Origin of the sequence: Bacillus sp. TH30 (assembly GCF_016650875.1) — a bacterium.
Taxonomy (GTDB): domain Bacteria; phylum Bacillota; class Bacilli; order Bacillales; family Bacillaceae_G; genus Bacillus_A; species Bacillus_A mycoides.
Map to the genome: position 1 here is coordinate 2,575,895 of NZ_JAEKEY010000002.1, position 19,627 is coordinate 2,595,521.

A 19,627-nucleotide genomic window follows, 5' to 3' on the forward strand; every position below is an offset into this window, starting at 1 on the left:
TCCGACTTCCTTCTCAACCTCACGGGGTTGGGTTAAAGGACTGTATTATATTACTTTATTTTTAGCACTCTTCTGTTAGATTGTCAAATAAAGAGGGGATAGTTATGTGTAAAATATTTCAAAAAACATTTCATTCTCCTTGACGCAAGCTTCATTATTTTCCCATAATAAAACTAACTAATATAAAAAGGAATGAATCACAGATGCTAAATTTAGTACTTATGATGATCGAACGCGTCGGACTTATTGTTATTTTAGGATTTTTACTCTCTCATATTAAAACGTTCCGGCGTCTTCTTCATAAGCAAGACGGATATGTAGATAAGTTTAAGCTTATTTGTATTTTTTCAGTGTTTACAATTGTAAGCAATTACACAGGGATTGAAATAGCAGGAAATACTATTATGAATGAAAATTGGTTACAAGGTGTTTCATCATCCAGCACAATTGCGAATACACGAATCATGGGTGTTGGAATTAGTGGATTGCTTGGCGGTCCTATCGTCGGAATTGGAGTAGGTTCTATTGCGGGTATTCATCGTTATATGCTTGGCGGGACGACGGCAGTAAGTTGTGCAATTTCATCAATTTTGGCTGGGATTATAACAGGTTATATTGGATACATTTTCAAAAAATATAACCGTACTATTACTCCTAAATTTTCTGCGATTTTAAGTGTTTTTATCGTTACTTTAGAAATGCTTATGATTCTATTAATTATAGAAGATGGACTTAGTGTTGTGAAAACAATTGCGCTACCGATGATTCTTGTAAATAGTTTTGGCAGTTTCATTTTACTTTCGATGATACTAGCTATTTTACGACAAGAAGAAAACGCAAAAGCTTTGCAAACGCATAAAGTATTACGAATTGCTGATAAGACGTTACCATATTTCCGCCAAGGGTTAACAGAAGAGTCTTGTAAACATGTGGCACAAATTATTCACCGCTTTACGGGAACAGATGCGGTATCCTTAACAGATACAGAGGAAATCTTAGCTCATGTTGGATTAGCATCAGATCATCATATTCCTTCACACAGTTTAATAACAGGTTTATCAAAAGAAGTATTAAAAACAGGGAAAATAATGAAGGCAAAATCACGTGAGATTATTAATTGTCAACATGAAGGGTGTCCATTACAAGCGGCAGTTGTTATTCCATTAACTTCACATGGAAATACGATAGGAACATTAAAACTTTATTTTAAAAACCCTAATCAATTAAGTCGTGTTGAAGAAGAGTTAGCGGAAGGGCTAGCGAAAATATTCTCCACACAGCTTGAGTTAGGTGAAGCTGAGTTACAAAGTAAGTTATTGCAAGATGCCGAAATAAAAGCGTTGCAAGCACAAATCAATCCGCATTTTTTATTTAATGCAATTAATACAGTATCAGCTTTATGCCGAACAGATGTAGAGAAAGCGAGAAAATTATTATTGCAGCTTAGCGTTTATTTTCGTTGTAATTTGCAAGGGGCACGACAATTACTTATTCCATTAGAACAAGAGTTGAATCATGTACATGCATATTTATCGTTAGAGCAAGCGAGGTTTCCGAATAAGTATGAAGTGAAGATGTACATTGAAGAGGCACTAAAGGTGACTTTAGTTCCACCGTTTGTGCTTCAGCTATTAGTTGAAAATGCATTGCGCCATGCTTTTCCGAAAAAGCAGCCAGTGTGCCAAGTCGAGGTACATGTGTTTGAAAAAGAAGGGATGGTTCACTTTGAAGTAAAGGATAATGGACAAGGGATTGAGAGTGAACGTCTAGAGCAATTAGGAAAAATGGTAGTTCCATCAAAGAAAGGGACGGGAACAGCCTTATATAATATTAATGAACGACTTATCGGGTTATTTGGGAAAGAGACAATGCTTCAAATTGAAAGTGAATTAGAGCAAGGGACAAAGATCCTCTTTGTGATTCCGAAAAAAGTAGAGGAGGAAAAACGGAGTGTTAAAAGTATTAGTAGTTGATGATGAAATGTTAGCACGGGATGAATTGAAATATTTATTAGAGAAAACAAAAGAAGTAGAGATAATTGGTGAGGCGGATTGTGTAGAGGATGCATTAGAAGAATTAATGAAAAACAAACCAGATATTGTTTTTCTAGATATTCAATTATCTGATGATAATGGATTTGAAATCGCAAATATATTAAAGAAGATGAAAAATCCACCTGCAATTGTATTTGCTACTGCCTATGATCAATATGCGTTGCAAGCATTTGAAGTAGATGCGTTAGACTACATTTTAAAGCCATTTGATGAAGAACGTATCGTACAGACATTAAAGAAATATAAAAAGCAAAAACAAATAAAATTAGAAACAAAGCAAGATGTAAAGAGTGTAGATGTAACGGCCGAGATGCATAAATTAGCATTACCAATTGAGGAATCAATTGTACTTGTTAACATTGAAGATATTATTTATGTAGGGCTTGTAGATGGGAAAGTAACTGTAAAAACAATGAAAGAAACATATGTAACACATGATACGCTTGTCATTTTGGAAAAGAAATTACCACAAACAATTTTTATGCGTGTGCATCGTAGTTTCGTTGCTAATATTAATCATATTTCTGAGATACAGCCGTGGTTTAATTCGACTTATAACTTAATTATGAAAGAGGGATCCAAAGTCCCGGTTAGCCGTACATATGCAAAAGAACTTAAAAAGCTGCTTCGTATTTAAGAAGCAGTTTTTGTATTTCACCGTATGATTTTTGTAATTGGCTGTTTATATTTGACATCCCGTTATGTAAACGCTTACCTAGCTGTTTATATCCTATAAAATAAAGGTACCAAATCGAAAGAGGTGGCCAAAATGAGTACGAAAAAAGTATATAGTTTCTTATCACAAGCATTCATATTTTCAGCTATTATGTTAGTTTCTAATATTATTGCAACGCATTTACCAATTCCGATGCCTTCATCGGTGATCGGATTAGTTATTTTATTTAGCCTATTATGTTTAAAAGTTATTAAATTGGAACAAGTTGAATCATTCGGAACGGCTTTAACAGGTATTATCGGATTCCTTTTCGTTCCATCAGGTATTTCGGTTATTAATTCTCTCGGTGTAATGGGACAATATTTTGTACAAATTTTAACTGTAATTGTTGTCGCAACAATTATTTTACTCGCTGTAACAGGTTTATTTGCACAATTTATTTTAGGAAAAGACGATAAAGAAATAGAAGATACGAAAGAATTGAAAGTAGTAAATAAAGGACGCAAGCACGAAAAAGTTGCGTAACCAATTTAGTATATATTGTTAGGAGGGAATGAACATGGCAAGCACAATGACTCCATATTTCGGAATCGTCGTTTCATTAATCGCATACGGAATCGGAACATTATTATTTAAGCATTCAAAAGGATTCTTCTTATTCACACCATTATTCGTAGCGATGGTATTAGGGATTGTCTTTCTAAAAGTAGGTAACTTTACTTTTGAAGAATATAATACTGGCGGAAAAATGATTAGCTTCTTCTTAGAACCAGCAACAATCGCGTTTGCAATTCCATTATATAAACAAGTTGATAAGTTAAAAAAATATTGGTGGCAAATTTTATCGGCTATTGTGGTTGGATCTATTTGTTCAGTGGTTGTTGTGTTCATTGTCGCAAAAGCAATTGGTCTAGATACAGCTGTAATGAACTCAATGTTACCGCAGGCAGCAACAACAGCAATTGCATTACCAATATCTGAAAGTATCGGTGGTATTCCAGCAATTACATCATTTGCAGTTATTTTTAATGCTGTTATCGTATACGCATTAGGTGCGTTATTCTTAAAAATATTTAGAGTGAAACACCCGATTGCTAAAGGTTTAGCGCTTGGAACAGCAGGACATGCGTTAGGGGTTGCAGTAGGTATCGAAATGGGTGAAGTAGAGGCAGCTATGGCCAGTATCGCTGTGACAGTGGTTGGTGTCGTAACGGTGGTGGTTATTCCAATGTTCATGCCGTTTATTGGATGATAAAACTTACTAAAAAAAATATAAAAGCAAGTTATTTGTAGGACGGATTTCTACTGATAGCTTGCTTTTTATGTTACAGTAGTGGTAAGACCTATTGAAGGATAAAAGTTTCCTTAAATCTTCATTAATACTACGTATAATGCGTTCTGAAATAGGTCATTGTATTGTAAAATAAGAAGTAACATAATATATAGCACAATTAACGGGTGGTTAGGGTTGAATATAAATTGCTCGCAATGGCTTTAATATTAAAGGATAATTATAAGTAGAGAATAGAGAGAGATCTACTTGTTAACGTTTTACTTTATAGGACAGGAGAGAGTACTCGTCGATTATGCAAATAAAAAACCTGTTTCAAAGCAAAGGATTTCAGAGGTTAATCGTATTAGTATTACTTGCTCTCATATTGTATGGGATGCAAAGTATGTTAAATTTAATTTTAATTACGTTTATGTTGACGTATTTAATGGATCGATTCCAAAAGTTTATTTCTCGTAAATTAGATCATTTCATGCCAATTAATCGAAAAATTATTATAGCGCTTTTATATGTAATGTTAGTGGCAGGAATTGCCATTACGCTATTTAAATATTTACCGGTATTAACAATACAAATTTCACAATTGATTTATCAATTTAATGTATTTTTAAGAAATCCACCTGATAGTGAATTAATTAAGTATGCAGTTAATGCTGTTAATCATATGGAGCTTTCTAAATATGTGGGGCAAGGCGTAGACATTTTGTATAAATCTATTACGAATGTTGGGAAATTTGGCCTTCAAGTTTTACTTTCTGTAATTTTAAGCTTATTTTTCTTACTTGAAAAAGCACGTATCGTTGCTTTTACTTCAAAATTTAAAGAAAGCCGACTTGCAATTTTCTATAACGAAATAGAGTATTTCGGAAAGAAATTTGCACGTTCATTTGGAAAAGTAATCGAAGCACAATTTTTAATTGCAATTGTTAACTGTGTTTTATCTGTTATTGCATTATGGATATTAGGATTCCCGCAATTACTAGGTTTAGCGTTAATGATTTTCTTGCTTGGTTTAATTCCAGTGGCGGGTGTTATTATCTCGTTATTCCCACTCTGTATGATTGCTTACAATATTGGCGGTATTATGTATGTCGTTTATATTGTAGTTATCGTAACAGTAATTCATGCACTTGAGAGTTATGTATTAAATCCGAAGTTTATGTCTCAAAAAACAAACTTACCAATCTTCTACACATTTATGATATTAATTTTCTCTGAGCATTTCTTAGGTGTGTGGGGACTTATTATCGGTATTCCAATCTTCATTTTCTTATTAGATGTCTTAGATGTGACAAGTGATGAAATGGAGAAGGACGTTGGAAAAAAATAAAGTGAAGTAAAGAAAAAGCATCGATGTTCGATGCTTTTTCTTTTATAACATGACGTTCCTTATGCCATACTGTAAGGAGAAGATAGAATAGGGGTGAAATAATGGCTGTAAATGAAAAGATAGAGTTAGCTACGTTTGCCGGAGGGTGTTTCTGGTGTATGGTTTCGCCATTTGAAGAGATGGAAGGGATTATACAGGTTGTTTCAGGCTATACAGGTGGCCATAAAGAGGATCCAACGTATAAAGAGGTGTGCTCGGAAACAACTGGGCATTATGAAGCAGTACAAATTACATTTGATGCAAATAAAATGCCGTATGAAGAGTTGTTAAATATATATTGGAGACAAATTGACCCGACTGATATAGGGGGACAATTCCACGACCGTGGACAGTCTTATGAAACGGTGATTTTTTATCATAATGAAGAACAACATAAAAAGGCAGAGGCTTCAAAAGAAGAGCTCGAGAAAAGTGGGAATTTTTCGAAGCCAATTGCGACAAAAATATTGCCAGCTGCTACGTTTTATCCAGCTGAAGAATATCACCAAGGATATTATAAGAAGAATACATTTCGCTATGAGTTATATCGTAAAGGCTCAGGTCGAGATGCTTTTATTAAACAACATTGGCCAAAGAATAATGCTCATTTAAAAGAAAGATTAAACGAGATGCAGTTTTATGTAACACAGGAAAATGGGACAGAACCGCCTTTTCAAAATGAGTATTGGAATCATAAAGAAGAAGGGCTTTATGTAGATATTGTTTCGGGGGAACCATTATTTACTTCTTTCGATAAGTTCGATAGCGGCTGTGGATGGCCGAGTTTTACGAAACCAGTTATGTCAGCTAGTGTGAAAGAAAAAATGGATGTTAGCCATAATATGACGCGTACGGAAGTGAGAAGTAAAGAAGGAGATTCACATCTTGGGCATGTATTTCCAGACGGCCCAGGACAAAACGGCCTTCGTTATTGTATTAATTCGGCAGCGCTACGCTTTATTCAAAAAGAAGATTTAGAAAAAGAAGGATATGGTGATTTCCTAATCTTGTTTGGGAATAAAAAATAACCTCGCAGTCAGCGAGGTTATTTTTTTATTTTACTTTTTTCTTTTTAAATTTGCTTAATGCTTCATAAACGATTGGAACAATAAGAAGTGTTAATAACGTTGAACTTGTTAATCCACCAATTACTGTTACGCCAAGTCCTTTAGAAATTAAGCCGCTACCTTCAAATCCTAATGCAAGCGGGATAAGAGCCCCGATTGTTGCAATTGCAGTCATTAAGATAGGACGCAGGCGTGTTGTACCAGCTTCTAATAATGCTTCACGTGTTGATAGGCCGTCATTTTCTTTATGAATAACGCGGTCAATGAGCACGATTGCGTTCGTTACAACGATACCAATTAGCATAAGAGCCCCAATCATCGCAGATACACTTAACGTTTCGCCAGAGATTAATAAGGCAACGAGTGCACCAATGATTGTGAATGGTAGCGAGAATAAAATTGCGAATGGTGCAAGGGCACCGCCAAATGTAACAACAAGAACGAAGTATACAATGGCAATCGCAGCTAACATCGCTAAGCCAAGTTGTTTGAATGATTCTTGAATATCTTGTGTAACACCACCCATAGAAACATCTATACCAGAAGGAAGATCCATTTTATCTACTTCTTTTTGAACAGCGGCAGATGCTTTTGAAACGTCATCAGATGTTAGTTTTGCACTAACTTCCGCATAAACACGGCCATCACGATGTGTTACTGTGTTAGAAGTTTCACCTTCTTTTACAGTCATAACATCTTTAACAGCAACTTCATTACCAAGTGGTGTTGTAATTTTACGATTTGTTAAGTCATCGATCGTTTCATAGTTTTGTTTTTCAGTTTCTACATATACATTTATATCTTTATCATCTTTTTTAATTGTTGTAAGAACAGGGCGGTCATGTTGATTAGAAAGTCCCATTCCAATTTGAGCAGCAGTTAGCCCCATTTTACTTAACTTTTCTTGATCAGCGACTAAAGTATATTCTGCATATGTTTTTGCAACACTAGAGTCTATGTCTTTTAAATCTTTATTTTTCTTCATGATATTTTGAATGTCTTTCACGACAGGCTTAATTTCTTCAGAGCTATCTCCATAAACGTATAGCTTAATTTCGTTACTACCGCCACCTGCTCCAAAATCTTGGTTTTTCCATTCACCTTTTCCAGACATCTTTTGTAAATCTTTAACGACTTGTTCTTTCTCTTTTTCAAAGTTTTTCGTATCGTTATCATATTGAACGAAGAACATCGCTTGATTTGTTTGACCAGGGCTCATTGGGTTTTCGCCGCCTAATGAGAATTGAATCGTTTTGACGTCTTTTTTATCTTGGAAATGCTTTTCAGCTTTCGTTGCAATTTTTTCAACGTCGTCTAACGTTTGACCTGGCTCAGGTTTGTACGTTGCGATAATCATTTTTTCTTCTTCAGATGGTAAGAAGCTGACACCGATGATTGGTACAAGTGCAAGGCTGCCTACTAATAGGAGGACTGTGATACTTGATGTAATAATTTTATGGTTTAACGCCCATTCAAGTATACGTTTATAGCCGTTTGCTAATTTGCTTGGTTTTTCCTCATGATGTACTTCTTTTTCTCTCATGCTTTCCTTCTTAAATAAAGAATGTGCTAGCATCGGCACAATTGTAACTGCCACAAGTAAGGAAGCAAGTAGGGCAAAAACAATTGTTAAAGCAAATGGTAAGAACATTTCACCAATCATACCCTTTACAAGCCCAAGAGGTAAGAATACAGCGATTGTTACAATTGTAGAAGACATAATCGGGATAAACATTTCTTTCGTAGCTTCACGAATTAAATCTTTCCCACGTAATTTCTCTTCTGATAAAGACATACGTCGGTAAATATTTTCAATAACAACAATTGAGTCATCAACAACGCGTCCAATAGCAACTGTCATTGCTCCAAGTGTCATAATGTTAAGGGTAATATCCATTTGTTTTATTACTAAAACTGCAATTAATAAAGAAAGTGGTATAGAAACGACAGAGATTAGTGTTGTTCGAATGTTTCGCAGGAACAACATAATAATAACAATCGCAAAGATAGCACCGAAAATAGCTTTGCTAAGCATTGTTTCGACTGATTTTTCAATAGGCGCACCTTGATCGAATGTTGAAATAATCTCTAAGTCTTTATATTTTTTCTCAAGGTCTTTTACTTTATCTTTAACTGCATTTACAACATCAACTGTATTCGCATCAGCAGCCTTCACAATTTGAATACCGATTGCTTCTTTTCCATTCGTTCGAGAAATGGATTCCGCTTTTCCAACTTCTTTAATATCAGCAATCTCTTCTAATGTAACCGTTGGTATGCCATTCATAGCGGCCGGATTCATCTGTGGTGCTTGTGTTCCAGCACCAGCGTTTTGGCTACCTTGACCATTCGGTGATGAAGGGATAGCTGGAATTTTTAATTCTTTTAATGCTTTAATTGTTGTAATGTTACCATCGACAACAACTGATTTTTCCGTATCTTTAAATGTATATAAGCCAAGTGGTAACGATACGTCCGAACCTTTAATCATATTTTTTACAGTATCTTCACTTAAACCTAATTCTTTCATCTTATCTTTTTTGAAGACAAGCTGTACTTCGTCTACTTGTTGACCTGCGATTTGAACAGATGCGACACCATCAAGTCCTTTTAATCCAGGAACAACATTTTTTTCTACATTTTCTGTTAAGGCAGCTAAAGATTCATTTTTACTCGCTACGCTTAATGAAATAACAGGAAAGGCATTAAAGTTTACTCGTGAGACTTTCGGGTCTTTCACACCTTCTGGCAGTTTCACGTTTGCGAGTGATTCTTTAATTTCCGTTTCGGCTTTTTCCATATTTTTATCAAAATCATATTCTACCTGAATAGAAGATGCGTTTTGATAAGATGATGAACTAACAACGTTTACACCGCTTAAATTTTGGAGTTGCTCTTCCATTGGTTTTGAAATTTTATCAGCTACTTCTTCTGGTGTAGCACCAGGATAAACCGTGGTTACTGTTACAATCGGTGTTGTAATATCAGGAATTGTCTCCAGCTTCATATTGAGTCCAGAATAAATACCCGCAATAGTAACAATAATGGTTAGTAGCCAAACTGCGAACTTATTTTTTAACGTGAAATTGATGATTTTGTTCATGTTTGCGCTCCCTTTTTATTATATTGACCAATCGGTCAGTCTAATACATAATATAACTGACCGATTGGTCAGTCGTCAATGAAAAGAGATGGTATAATAAAATCAAACTGTAAGTAGTCGGTTTCCTATTCTTTTTCTGATCATTGGCTTTTACTAACCGAATTTTATAGATGGAGAGGCTTCTATATAAACCATTTACTCCATTAAATTTTAGATGGGGAGTTTTATTTTCAGTTAATGTGGAATAAAATCAAGTTTGAATTTACATAAGATGCGAGATTAAATTTAGGAGAGAGAATATGAAAGAAAAAGAGCGCTTAATTATAGAGATGGCTATGAGGTTATTTGCAACTAAGGGTGTAAATGCAACGTCAGTACAAGAAATCGTAACCGCATGTGGTATATCAAAAGGAGCTTTTTATTTATATTTCAAATCAAAAGATGAGTTATTATTGGCCACACTTCGATATTATTATGACAAGATTCAGACGAAAATGCTGGATATTGAAAAAGAATCTTTATTACCACGTGAAAAATTTGAAAAACAATTATATTGTCAGTTTACTGATGTGCAAAAACATAAAGAATTTATTATTATGCATGCAAGAGAAAATGCAATTCCGTTTAATAAAGAAGTAGAAGAGTTTATGATGAGGATGAAATTAGAGTCTCATGCATTTTATCGGAATAGCTTACTGTCCATTTATGGTGAAAAGGTTATTCCATACTTGTTAGATCTAGTAATTATGGTGGAAGGGATATGCCGTGGGTATTTAGAATTAATTATTTTAAATGCACCAGAAATTGATTTGTCCTATGTCTCAGCTTTTATTTTAAAAAGGATAGACAATTTAGTAGAGGGGCTTCTAGAATCTTCGGAGGAACCTGTCCTACATGAAGAGAGACTAGGAGAATTTCTTTGTAGTTCCGAGCTTATTAAGGAACAGGTGAAGGAACATTTTCTAAGTGAAATTATTGTATTTAAACGAACATTAGCTGATCAATTAGAAAATGATGAGTTACTTGTAACTTTAGATGTTTTAGAAGCAGAAATGAGATTGCAAAATCCAAGAATTCCAGTCATTAGAGGTATGCTTGCTAATTTAGCGGTATATCCTAGTTTAAATGAGTTTCGATTGAGGCTTACGGCATACTATAATATAAAAAATCCTTGCATATAGAACGCAAGGATTTTTTATTATAATTAAGAATTATTTTGTGACCATTCTTCAACATTCCAAGTTTTTGTAATCCAGCCTTCATAAAATTCTGGTTCGTGACATACAAGAAGGATTGTCCCTTTATATGCCTTCAGAGCTTTTTGAAGTTCTTCCTTTGCTGTAACATCAAGATGGTTTGTTGGCTCATCAAATAGGATCCAGTTACTTTCTTCACCCATTAACTTACATAAACGAACTTTTGCTTGTTCGCCACCACTTAATTGATTTAGCGGGCGAGAGATATGCTCATTTTTTAATCCGCATTTCGCTAACATTGCACGAACTTGATGTTGGTCCATGCTAGGGAATGTGTTCCAAACGTCATCAATTGGTGTTATATTATCAGCTTTTACTTCTTGCTCGAAGTATGCAGGCTCTAAGAAGTCACCAAGACTTGTTTTACCGCTTAAAGGTTTAATTTTTCCTAAAATCGTTTTTAGTAATGTTGATTTACCAACACCATTACAACCAACGATGGCAATTTTTTCACCGCGTTCAATTGTCATTGTTAGTTTTGGTAATAACGGATGTGTATATCCGATTTCTACATCTTCACCTTCAAAGACGAAACGGCTACTTGCACGACACTCTTTAAATGAGAACTCTGGCTTAATTGCTGTTTCAGGACGATCAATACGCTCCATGCGATCAAGTTGTTTTTGACGACTTTTTGCACGACCTGTCGTTGAATAACGAGCTTTGTTCTTTGCAATAAAGTCTTCTTGCTTTTTAATAAACTCTTTCTGTTTTTCATAAGCATTTATATGTTGATTTTTATTAATTTCGGCTAACTCTAGGAATTTTTCGTATGTCGCTGTATAGCGCGTCATTTTTGTAAATTCTAGATGGAAAATAACATCAACGCATTTGTTCATAAATTCCGTATCATGAGAAATTAATAAGAATGCATGTGGATATTCTTTTAAATAATTAGTTAACCAATGAATATGTTCAACGTCTAAATAGTTAGTAGGCTCATCGAGTAATAACACTTCTGGTTGCTCAAGTAATAGCTTTGCAAGTAATACTTTTGTACGTTGTCCACCACTTAGTGCTGAAACATCACGATCTAAACCGATTGCATCAATTCCAAGACCTCTTGCTGCCTCTTCGATTTTCATATCTAGTAAATAGAAACCACCTGCTTCGAGAGCATCTTGGATTTCTGCCATCTGCTCAAGAAGGTCCTCTAATTCTTCCGGTGTTGCCGTTCCCATTTTTTCTGCAACTTCATTTAAAGCTTTTTCTTTTTCAAATAAAGGTAAAAACGCGTCAGCTAATACATCACGAATTGTGCGACCAGGTGTTAAAATTGTATGTTGGTCTAAGTAACTGTAATTTGTACCAGGTGTCCATTCTACACGGCCTTCATCATGGATAAGTTGACCAGTAATAATATTCATAAATGTTGATTTACCAACACCGTTTGCACCGACTAATCCGACATGTTCTCCTGCTAGTAAACGCATGGATACATCTTTAAATAATGTACGATCGCCAAATGTATGGCCTAGTTTTTCTACTGTTAATAAGCTCATAGTATCCTCCGTCCAACTTGAAATAGTACCTTGAATCATGATACTAAATTATTGAGTATAATGCTATCCTTTCAAAATGTATCTTTTTGTAAGAAACTCATTGTATTTTTTTGGGAAAAGGTTATAATATTAATTGAACAGTGGTTAATTAAATTGTGAGGTATGAAAAATGTCGCCAAGAAGGGCAGTTAAACAAGAATTAACGAGAGAAATGATTATGAATGTAGCAAGAGACTTATTTATAAAATTAGGTTATCAGCATACTTCAATGCGTAAAATTGCAACAGAACTAGGATATAGCCATGGTGCCATCTATTATCATTTTAAAAATAAAGCAGAGCTTTTCTATGCGATGGTAGAGCAAGATTTTCAATTGCTGAATCAAAAATTAGATGAGATTAATGATCAAAATTTACCACAAGAGGAACAATTGAAAGCTGTTTTATTTGGTTTTATTGAATTTGGTTTGCAAAATCAAAGTCATTATGAAATCATGTTTTTAATTAGAGATGATGAGTTAAAAGAATGTTTAGCAGATGGCCCAAATGTTAGTTACGAAAAATTTGCTACTGTTGTATCTTCTTTGTGTAATGAGAAGGTAAATGTAATGACAATATGGTCTGTTTTTCTATCATTACATGGGTTTGTGGCACACTATTGTGGGAATGGTCAAATATTTGAAGAAGTAAAAGGATTAGCTAAAGTACACGTGGAGTTTATTTCAAAATCACTTCTTATGTAAGTGATTTTCTTTTTAATATTAATTGAACAGCGGTTAATTAATTTAGGGGGGATATATAATGAAAAAAGCTTTAGTGCTAGGAGCATCTGGATCAATGGGGTATGCAATTGTAAAAGAATTATGTAGCAGAGGAATTCATGTAGTGGCCTTTGCGAGGAATAAAGAGAAATTAGAGATATTATTTTCTGGAGAAGAAAATGTGAAAGTTGTAGCGGGAGATGTATTTATACAGGAGGATATAATGGAAGCTGCGAAAGGCGTTGATATTATATTTCATGCTGTAAACATTCCATATTCAGATTGGGAGAAGAAGCAACCAAAATTATTAAAAAATATATTAGAAGTAGCAATGTATTACGACAGTAAGTTAGGGATAGTTGATAATATTTATGCGTATGGGAGGCAAGGGGAAGAACCTGTAGTGGAAGAAGTTAAAAAGGCACCACATACGAAGAAAGGGAAAATTCGGTTACAGCTAGAAATGATGGCAAAACAGGCTCGTGTACAAATGTTTATTGCACATTTCCCTGATTTTTATGGTCCAAATGCAGAAAGTACACTTGTTCATCATACTTTAAATGGGGTACTTGCAAATAAGTTATCAAGCTTTGTTGGAGATAAAAAGATTGCTCGTGAATATATTTTCACACCAGACGGTGCAAAAGCAATGGTTGAATTAGCTTTACGTGATGAGGCCTATGGACAAAATTGGAACATACCGGGTTGTGGTGTCATTACAGGTGAAGAGATGATTCAACATATACAAGAATTAACGGGATATACAAAACCAGTAATGACAGTAAAAAAAGGTATGATAAATTTAATCGGACTATTTGATAAGCAGATGAAAGAATTTGTGGAAATGCTATATTTGACAGAAAATCCTGTTGTATTAAGCGGAGAGAAATATGAGAGGTATATTGGTGAGATACCTAAAACTTCTTATTATAGCGGGCTAAAAGAAACGATTATATCTATGCAAAAAAAGGTATGTAAATATTAGTATAAAAAAAGTTACTTCTGTAGGTAGAAGTAACTTTTTTATTATGCTTTTTGTTTGACTTCACTAACTTTCTTTTCAGCTACAATAAAATGTGGTCTACGTTTTGTTTCATAATAAATGCGACCGATGTATTCACCCATAACACCTAGGAAAATGAGTTGAATACCACCAATAAATAATATAGCGGAAATTAAAGTGAAGTATCCTGGGACTTCAACACCACCAACAATAATTTGAATAAATGTAGTAATTACGTATAAAATCCCTAAAATAGTTGTTAATAATCCAAGATATATAGATAGTCTTAATGGTTTATTATTGAATGAGATAACACCATCTATTCCGTAATTTAACAATTTAGAAAAAGTCCACTTACTTTCTCCATCAGAACGTAATACATTTTCATATCCAATAATTAGTTCATTAAATCCAATCCAGGAGAATAAACCTTTTGAGAAGCGATTGTATTCGCTTAAAGATAATAGAGAATCAACAGCTCTTCTACTTAAAAGTCTAAAATCTCCAATGCCGTCTACTAGTTCAATATCTACAAACTTATTCATCACTTTATAGTATAGACGAGAAACGAAAGAGCGAACGGGTGAATCACCTGTTCTTGTTCTTTTTGCAATAACTTGGTCGTAACCTTCGTTATATCCTTCTAACATTTCTTTTATTAGTGTAGGAGGATGTTGCAAATCGGCGTCCATAATAACAACTGCATCACCTGTAGCGTATTTTAAACCAGCTAACATAGCGGCTTCTTTGCCGAAATTCCGACTAAATGATATATAATGAACAGCTGCATCTGAATTTGCCAAATCACGTAGAATATTTAATGTATCATCTTTACTACCATCATTTACAAAAACAAATTCATAATCGGTAGTTAATTTATGAATTTCTAGAGAAGTCTCTGAATAAAAGGCTCGAAGCATCTTTTCTTCATTGTAGCATGGTACGACTATTGAAAGAGTCATTTTTGACCCTCCTTGTTTATAATGGTTAAAACGTTATTTAATATTTTTTATGAAGCTATCCGCTTTGGATAGCTTCATGATTTATTGAGTGCTCATTGCTGCTTTTTAAAAGGCAATTTTCGGCGTCCTTTTTGATTTGTAAAAACTAGTAAGGCTACACAAATAATTAGTGAAATAATTGATATAATCATACCTAATTTAAAGTAAGGTGTAACATAAGTCATTTCGATTACATGTGCTCCTTTTGTAATTGGTACGCCAATAAAGGCAGAATTTGCTTTCGTGAATTCTGTTTCTTTTCCATCAACTTTTATAGTCCAACCTTTACTATATGGAACAGATAAATATAGTAATCCATCTTTTTTTGAGTTGATTTCACCTTTTAAATAGTTGTTTTTATAATAAATATTTTGAAGTCTATTTTCAGTTAGTTTTTTTGTTTCTTTTTGTACACCTTCGTAATTTACGATATTTGCTTGTAAGTCTTCAAGTTCGTATTCACCTGGCGCATCAATAGAAATAGTTAGTTGGTCTGGGCGATCGTCTTTACCTAAATTATAAACAAATCTTTCTAAAGGATATGAGTATGCACCAGTGTCTTCACCTTTCCCCATATCTTTCCCGTTAACTACTGCATGGAATGAACCTTTATTTTTTATCTTTAATTCTACAATTAAATCTCCAGGAGTATTAGGATAATTTATAGGTACAATCATATTTCCATTGCCGTGGACAATGAGTTTATTATTCTCTTTTTCCATATTTTCTAGTTGTACTTTTTCCATATTGATAGATACCGCTTTTGAATTAAGGTTCTTTTTATCAAAATGAGTTAATGAAAAGTCTTTTCCATTATTAACGACTACAGCATGTAATAATAATTGGTCACGCTGAGCGAAGTTTAATTTAGAAAATTCTTCTTCACTTATACCAGAATCATATACATACCCTAACGGTAAAGCATAGTCATTTTTGTAAATATTATATGGTCCTACTTGTTTTAATAGTTTATATCCATATGGGATATTTTTTTGATCTGTATCAGCGCTTAGTACGCGATATTTTACACCTAACATATTTTCAAGTAGTAGTCGACTATCAACTTGGAAGAACATCGAAGGAGTGTCGAACCCTTGGAATACGTTGTATTTATTTTTCATAAAGTCATGAACATAATAATTAATCAAGCTTTGGTACGTACTTGTACCATGATAACCTTGTAACATTGGTGTGTTATGGGCGCTACCTGGGTTAAGAATACGATAAAAGTCCTTATCATATTCTTGTATATAACGAATGGCAGCAATCTCATCTTTGTTATCATAGCCAGATACATGTAAAGCTTCTTTTGTAGCATTGCTTTGTCCGAAAACGGTACTAAGTATATTATTAGCATACATGTAATTCATGGAAATTGTACTAACGAGTACGTTCACTACAACTAAAAATTGTATGAAAGGTTTAGAAAGATAACGCCATAAACATACTGTAATGAGAGAAAGAACGATAGTTCCGATTAAAATATTGTCAACTACCTGTAAAGGTTTATCACTTACATTTATATTTACTTTTCTATAAAATGCATAAATGAATAATCCTATTGATACTAATGAACTCATTATATAAGGTAATTTATGTTCTTTCTTATGAACAATCATCCAATCTAAGATGTATGCTATAGTTTGAGCAATTACAAATACAAATAAATAAAGCCATCTATATTGCATTGCTGAGAAACCATTAAATACAGAGTATGTATACGGAAGCATAAACAGAATGAACATGAAAAATGTAAAGAATACTTTATTTTTAACAAGTTTATCACGTATAAACATTCCAAATATGATTAGGAATAAAATTAAAGCTGGTAAAGCTAATTGATGATTTTCAGCATCATATACGAAGAAGATAGTTCCCATTAGATCTTTATAAAATGTATCTTCAAAGAATAAAGGTATATCAAATTTCTTCGTTAACCGATCCGCACTAAATACCGCATTGACTGATGGAATAAAGCAAACTGCAGCCAAGCCAAGTGATAGACCGTATAATAATCCAATTTTAATATAATAGGCTAGAAAAGAGACGATTGTTTTATTTTGCTGTGTGGCAAAGTATTGGAAAAATGCGTAAATGAAAATGAAAATACTTGTAATAAAAGCAAAATAAAAGTTCGATGCTAACATTAAAGTAGCAGCTACTAAGAAAAGTCCACGTTTCTTTTCTATAATATATTTATCAAGTCCCCATATTACTAATGGTAAAAATACGATGGCATCAGCCATGAAATCCCAAAGTAATGAATGGCGCATAAAAGTAATACATCCACCATACATAATAGCAGCAATAAAAGATGAGAAGACTGTTTTATTATGATAACGTAAAGAACCATACATGAATAACATAGCTAAAAAGTTTTTTAAAATACTCATGTATAATTTCATATCATAGATTTGTTCAATATTTAATTTAGGAAGTAACAGCGTAATCCAGAAGAACGGCGCTGTACTGTAATAATAACTAAACTCTCCAAATAAATCTCCACCTAATCCATAATCAAAAGACCAAAAAAGATTACCATCTTTAAAGGCATGTTGCAGGAGAAATGTAAAGAAACCAAATTGGCTTAATGCATCACCTGTACCAGAAAAGACTTGATTAGATGTTAAAAAGAAATAATGAAAAGCAAAAGCACACAATAATAATATCGGAATAATCATTATAGTTTTCTTTGAGAAAATCTTATTGTTCGGCTTAATGCTCATAAAAATTTATAATCCTCCTTCGAAAGTTGTTACATATAAAAACACACCAATTATGAAGGTGTGTTTTTTAGTTTTAGCATAAAAAAATATATATTTTTGTTGTATCATATATATTTTACAAGCATTGAGTTTCATAGTTTACTTGTAATTTAGTATAAAGCATTCTCAGAAAGTAAGTCAATTTGACATGGAATATATAGCATTTTTAACCACTGAAAATTCGAGAATAATGAAGTGCAGTCTTCAGAATTTATGTTCTGTAAATGATAGTATATAAAAAGCCAAAAGCTTTTCCATTTTTAATAGGAAAAGCTTTTGGCTTTTAAGCGTTTTTACGAACTAATTTTTTATTTACAAATCCTAAAATCAACCCGCGTATTTGTGGATCAATTGCAAGGCCAATAATACCGTACAATATACCAGTAAGTGTTAGAGCTACCAGTGGTGGTAAGTTAATTAATACTGTGCGGTATAGGGCGTAACTGATTATAAATGCTAGTGTATTAAATACAATCCCTTTGAATAGTAATGTAAATCCTTTACGAACGAATAAAGTAAATCCGATTAATAAAGTAACCTCAGTAATGATAGCGGCTACCGCAGCTCCCATCATTCCAAATTGGCTGCCTAATGCGATGTAACTTACGATAGCGACAGCTAATCCAATTCCCATCGTTGTCGCACGCTTCCACTGTTGACCAATAGTTGTTAAATTATCAGCAAGTGGATAGTTGATAGATTGTAAAATAACCATAAAGGCTAAAATTGCAAGAGCATCACCGGCTGGTGCATATTGTTCACCTAATAAAGTAACAATCCAAAAACTTGGATCGGCGATAAATGGGATGGAAATTCCCATTCCTAAGAAAGACATAAGTTTTAATTCGAACTGAGATAGTTTTCTATGTTCATCAATATTCTTTTCATTTCCAAAAGCAAATAACTTTGGATAAAAGGCTGCTGCAATTACGCCCGGTATTTGATAAAGTACAGCAGGTATTTTCGATGCAGCGCCAAAGAATCCAACTTGCTCATATGTTGAGACTTTTTCTAATATAATAGGCCCTAACTGTGGTAAGAGCATAATGATAATGCCATTGATTGTGAAAATGAGCAATTGATCTAAAATGCCTTTATCCCAGCCCTTATGAACTGTTGTATGGCGAATTACCATTATAAAGGCGATAAGTCCTGTTACAAGACTAGATATCCCGTACATGGCAGCAACCATCATAAGTGACCATTTAAAGGACATTCCTAGTAGAAGAGCAGCTGCGGCTGTTACACCTTGTATTACAGAAATAATCGCTGTAAATTGCATGCGTTCTGTTACTTGGAAGTAAGCCATCCCAACACCTTGTAAAGTGGCTCCAAACATTGTCGGCAGTACAACCCAATATACCATCGCACGTAAGTAAGCATCGGGATAGAAGAACTGAGCGAAAATAGCGAAGAGCACAGAAATTACGATAGCTAACACTAAACGAATACGTAAATAACTACTAATTAGTACGCTAATGTTAGCGTTGCTTCTCGTTCCTTCACGCATAAACGTATGTGTCAAACCTGCATCTGTAAAATAACAAATGACAGCGGAAACTGCTAATGCAGTTGTAAACATCCCATAATCCTTTGGTGAAACATATCTTGCAAAGAAAATCGTCGCAATAGCAAGTACAAATCGAACAGTAATATTTCCTACAAATAGGTAGGAGGCGTTTTTAAGGATTTTATTTGTTTTCATGGAACAAGACCTTTCTATTTTTCAGGACGCACTTCGTCCTATTTGTAAATTTGATTTGTTTATGGAAAGTATGTT

The 19,627-nt window shown here is 33.9% G+C and carries 14 protein-coding genes and 1 pseudogene; 10 read left to right on the forward strand and 5 right to left on the reverse strand.

Annotated features, from left to right (window positions below; all coding sequences use genetic code 11):
• Positions 1-203: 203 nt before the first annotated feature.
• The 7 genes and pseudogenes from lytS to msrB all read left to right on the forward strand — a co-directional run bounded on the left by lytS (position 204) and on the right by msrB (position 6,418).
• A complete protein-coding gene (gene lytS, locus JFU20_RS15420) occupies positions 204-1,973 on the forward strand; it encodes a two-component system sensor histidine kinase LytS (protein WP_002089899.1) in 1,770 nt (589 codons plus the stop codon).
• Complete coding sequence (locus JFU20_RS15425) at positions 1,951-2,691, forward strand: LytR/AlgR family response regulator transcription factor (RefSeq protein WP_002166377.1); 741 nt, start codon at positions 1,951-1,953, stop codon at positions 2,689-2,691. The genes lytS and JFU20_RS15425 overlap by 23 nt, the downstream gene beginning before the upstream one ends.
• A gap of 132 nt (positions 2,692-2,823) precedes the next feature.
• On the forward strand, positions 2,824-3,255 hold the full coding sequence (gene lrgA / locus JFU20_RS15430; RefSeq protein ID WP_002166378.1) for an antiholin-like murein hydrolase modulator LrgA: 432 nt from the start codon (positions 2,824-2,826) through the stop codon (positions 3,253-3,255).
• Positions 3,256-3,289: 34 nt separating this feature from the next.
• A complete protein-coding gene (gene lrgB / locus JFU20_RS15435; protein WP_002166379.1) occupies positions 3,290-3,982 on the forward strand; it encodes an antiholin-like protein LrgB in 693 nt (230 codons plus the stop codon).
• Positions 3,983-4,316: 334 nt separating this feature from the next.
• Positions 4,317-5,351: an AI-2E family transporter gene (locus JFU20_RS15440; protein WP_002016425.1), complete on the forward strand. Its 1,035-nt coding sequence runs from the start codon at positions 4,317-4,319 to the stop codon at positions 5,349-5,351.
• Positions 5,352-5,452: 101 nt separating this feature from the next.
• Positions 5,453-5,920 (forward strand): annotated as a pseudogene (msrA, locus tag JFU20_RS30725) (peptide-methionine (S)-S-oxide reductase MsrA); the annotation flags it as partial.
• A gap of 45 nt (positions 5,921-5,965) precedes the next feature.
• Positions 5,966-6,418 (forward strand): peptide-methionine (R)-S-oxide reductase MsrB, encoded by a 453-nt coding sequence (gene msrB, locus JFU20_RS30730; RefSeq protein ID WP_370458379.1) that lies wholly within the window; start codon positions 5,966-5,968, stop codon positions 6,416-6,418.
• Between the two features lie 25 nt (positions 6,419-6,443).
• Here the strand turns inward: msrB and JFU20_RS15450 are convergent, their stop codons facing one another.
• A complete protein-coding gene (locus JFU20_RS15450; protein ID WP_002034974.1) occupies positions 6,444-9,560 on the reverse strand; it encodes an efflux RND transporter permease subunit in 3,117 nt (1,038 codons plus the stop codon).
• 299 nt (positions 9,561-9,859) lie between these two features.
• Between JFU20_RS15450 and JFU20_RS15455 the strand changes: the two genes are divergently transcribed.
• On the forward strand, positions 9,860-10,741 hold the full coding sequence (locus JFU20_RS15455; RefSeq protein ID WP_002166380.1) for a TetR/AcrR family transcriptional regulator: 882 nt from the start codon (positions 9,860-9,862) through the stop codon (positions 10,739-10,741).
• Positions 10,742-10,764: 23 nt separating this feature from the next.
• Here JFU20_RS15455 and JFU20_RS15460 read toward each other — a convergent pair whose 3' ends face one another.
• Entirely contained in the window at positions 10,765-12,318 is a 1,554-nt protein-coding gene (locus tag JFU20_RS15460; protein WP_002130147.1) for an ABC-F family ATP-binding cassette domain-containing protein, read from the reverse strand.
• Between the two features lie 169 nt (positions 12,319-12,487).
• Here JFU20_RS15460 and JFU20_RS15465 point away from each other — a divergent pair, with 169 nt between their 5' ends.
• Both JFU20_RS15465 and JFU20_RS15470 read left to right on the forward strand, forming a co-directional pair.
• Positions 12,488-13,060: a TetR/AcrR family transcriptional regulator gene (locus JFU20_RS15465; protein ID WP_002016715.1), complete on the forward strand. Its 573-nt coding sequence runs from the start codon at positions 12,488-12,490 to the stop codon at positions 13,058-13,060.
• Between the two features lie 58 nt (positions 13,061-13,118).
• Positions 13,119-14,063 (forward strand): SDR family NAD(P)-dependent oxidoreductase, encoded by a 945-nt coding sequence (locus JFU20_RS15470; protein ID WP_002166381.1) that lies wholly within the window; start codon positions 13,119-13,121, stop codon positions 14,061-14,063.
• 41 nt (positions 14,064-14,104) lie between these two features.
• Here the strand turns inward: JFU20_RS15470 and JFU20_RS15475 are convergent, their stop codons facing one another.
• The 3 genes from JFU20_RS15475 to JFU20_RS15485 form a co-directional block, all read right to left on the reverse strand.
• Positions 14,105-15,043, reverse strand: coding sequence for a glycosyltransferase family 2 protein (locus JFU20_RS15475; RefSeq protein WP_002130144.1), 939 nt, complete (start codon positions 15,041-15,043; stop codon positions 14,105-14,107).
• Positions 15,044-15,135: 92 nt separating this feature from the next.
• The gene (locus JFU20_RS15480; protein ID WP_002166382.1) at positions 15,136-17,808 is read right to left on the reverse strand and encodes a YfhO family protein; all 2,673 of its coding nucleotides are present in this window, start codon (positions 17,806-17,808) and stop codon (positions 15,136-15,138) included.
• Positions 17,809-18,130: 322 nt separating this feature from the next.
• Complete coding sequence (locus JFU20_RS15485; RefSeq protein WP_002016420.1) at positions 18,131-19,552, reverse strand: flippase; 1,422 nt, start codon at positions 19,550-19,552, stop codon at positions 18,131-18,133.
• Positions 19,553-19,627 lie beyond the last annotated feature (75 nt).

Excerpts from the sequence above, each read along its gene's own strand:
- lytS (WP_002089899.1), top strand. The coding sequence starts at position 204 with ATGCTAAATTTAGTACTTATGATGATCGAACGCGTCGGACTTATTGTT.
- lrgA (WP_002166378.1), top strand. The coding sequence starts at position 2,824 with ATGAGTACGAAAAAAGTATATAGTTTCTTATCACAAGCATTCATATTT.
- lrgB (WP_002166379.1), top strand. The coding sequence starts at position 3,290 with ATGGCAAGCACAATGACTCCATATTTCGGAATCGTCGTTTCATTAATC.
- JFU20_RS15440 (WP_002016425.1), top strand. The coding sequence starts at position 4,317 with ATGCAAATAAAAAACCTGTTTCAAAGCAAAGGATTTCAGAGGTTAATC.
- JFU20_RS15450 (WP_002034974.1), bottom strand. The coding sequence starts at position 9,560 with ATGAACAAAATCATCAATTTCACGTTAAAAAATAAGTTCGCAGTTTGG.
- JFU20_RS15455 (WP_002166380.1), top strand. The coding sequence starts at position 9,860 with ATGAAAGAAAAAGAGCGCTTAATTATAGAGATGGCTATGAGGTTATTT.
- JFU20_RS15460 (WP_002130147.1), bottom strand. The coding sequence starts at position 12,318 with ATGAGCTTATTAACAGTAGAAAAACTAGGCCATACATTTGGCGATCGT.
- JFU20_RS15465 (WP_002016715.1), top strand. The coding sequence starts at position 12,488 with ATGTCGCCAAGAAGGGCAGTTAAACAAGAATTAACGAGAGAAATGATT.
- JFU20_RS15470 (WP_002166381.1), top strand. The coding sequence starts at position 13,119 with ATGAAAAAAGCTTTAGTGCTAGGAGCATCTGGATCAATGGGGTATGCA.
- JFU20_RS15475 (WP_002130144.1), bottom strand. The coding sequence starts at position 15,043 with ATGACTCTTTCAATAGTCGTACCATGCTACAATGAAGAAAAGATGCTT.
- JFU20_RS15480 (WP_002166382.1), bottom strand. The coding sequence starts at position 17,808 with ATGAGCATTAAGCCGAACAATAAGATTTTCTCAAAGAAAACTATAATG.
- JFU20_RS15485 (WP_002016420.1), bottom strand. The coding sequence starts at position 19,552 with ATGAAAACAAATAAAATCCTTAAAAACGCCTCCTACCTATTTGTAGGA.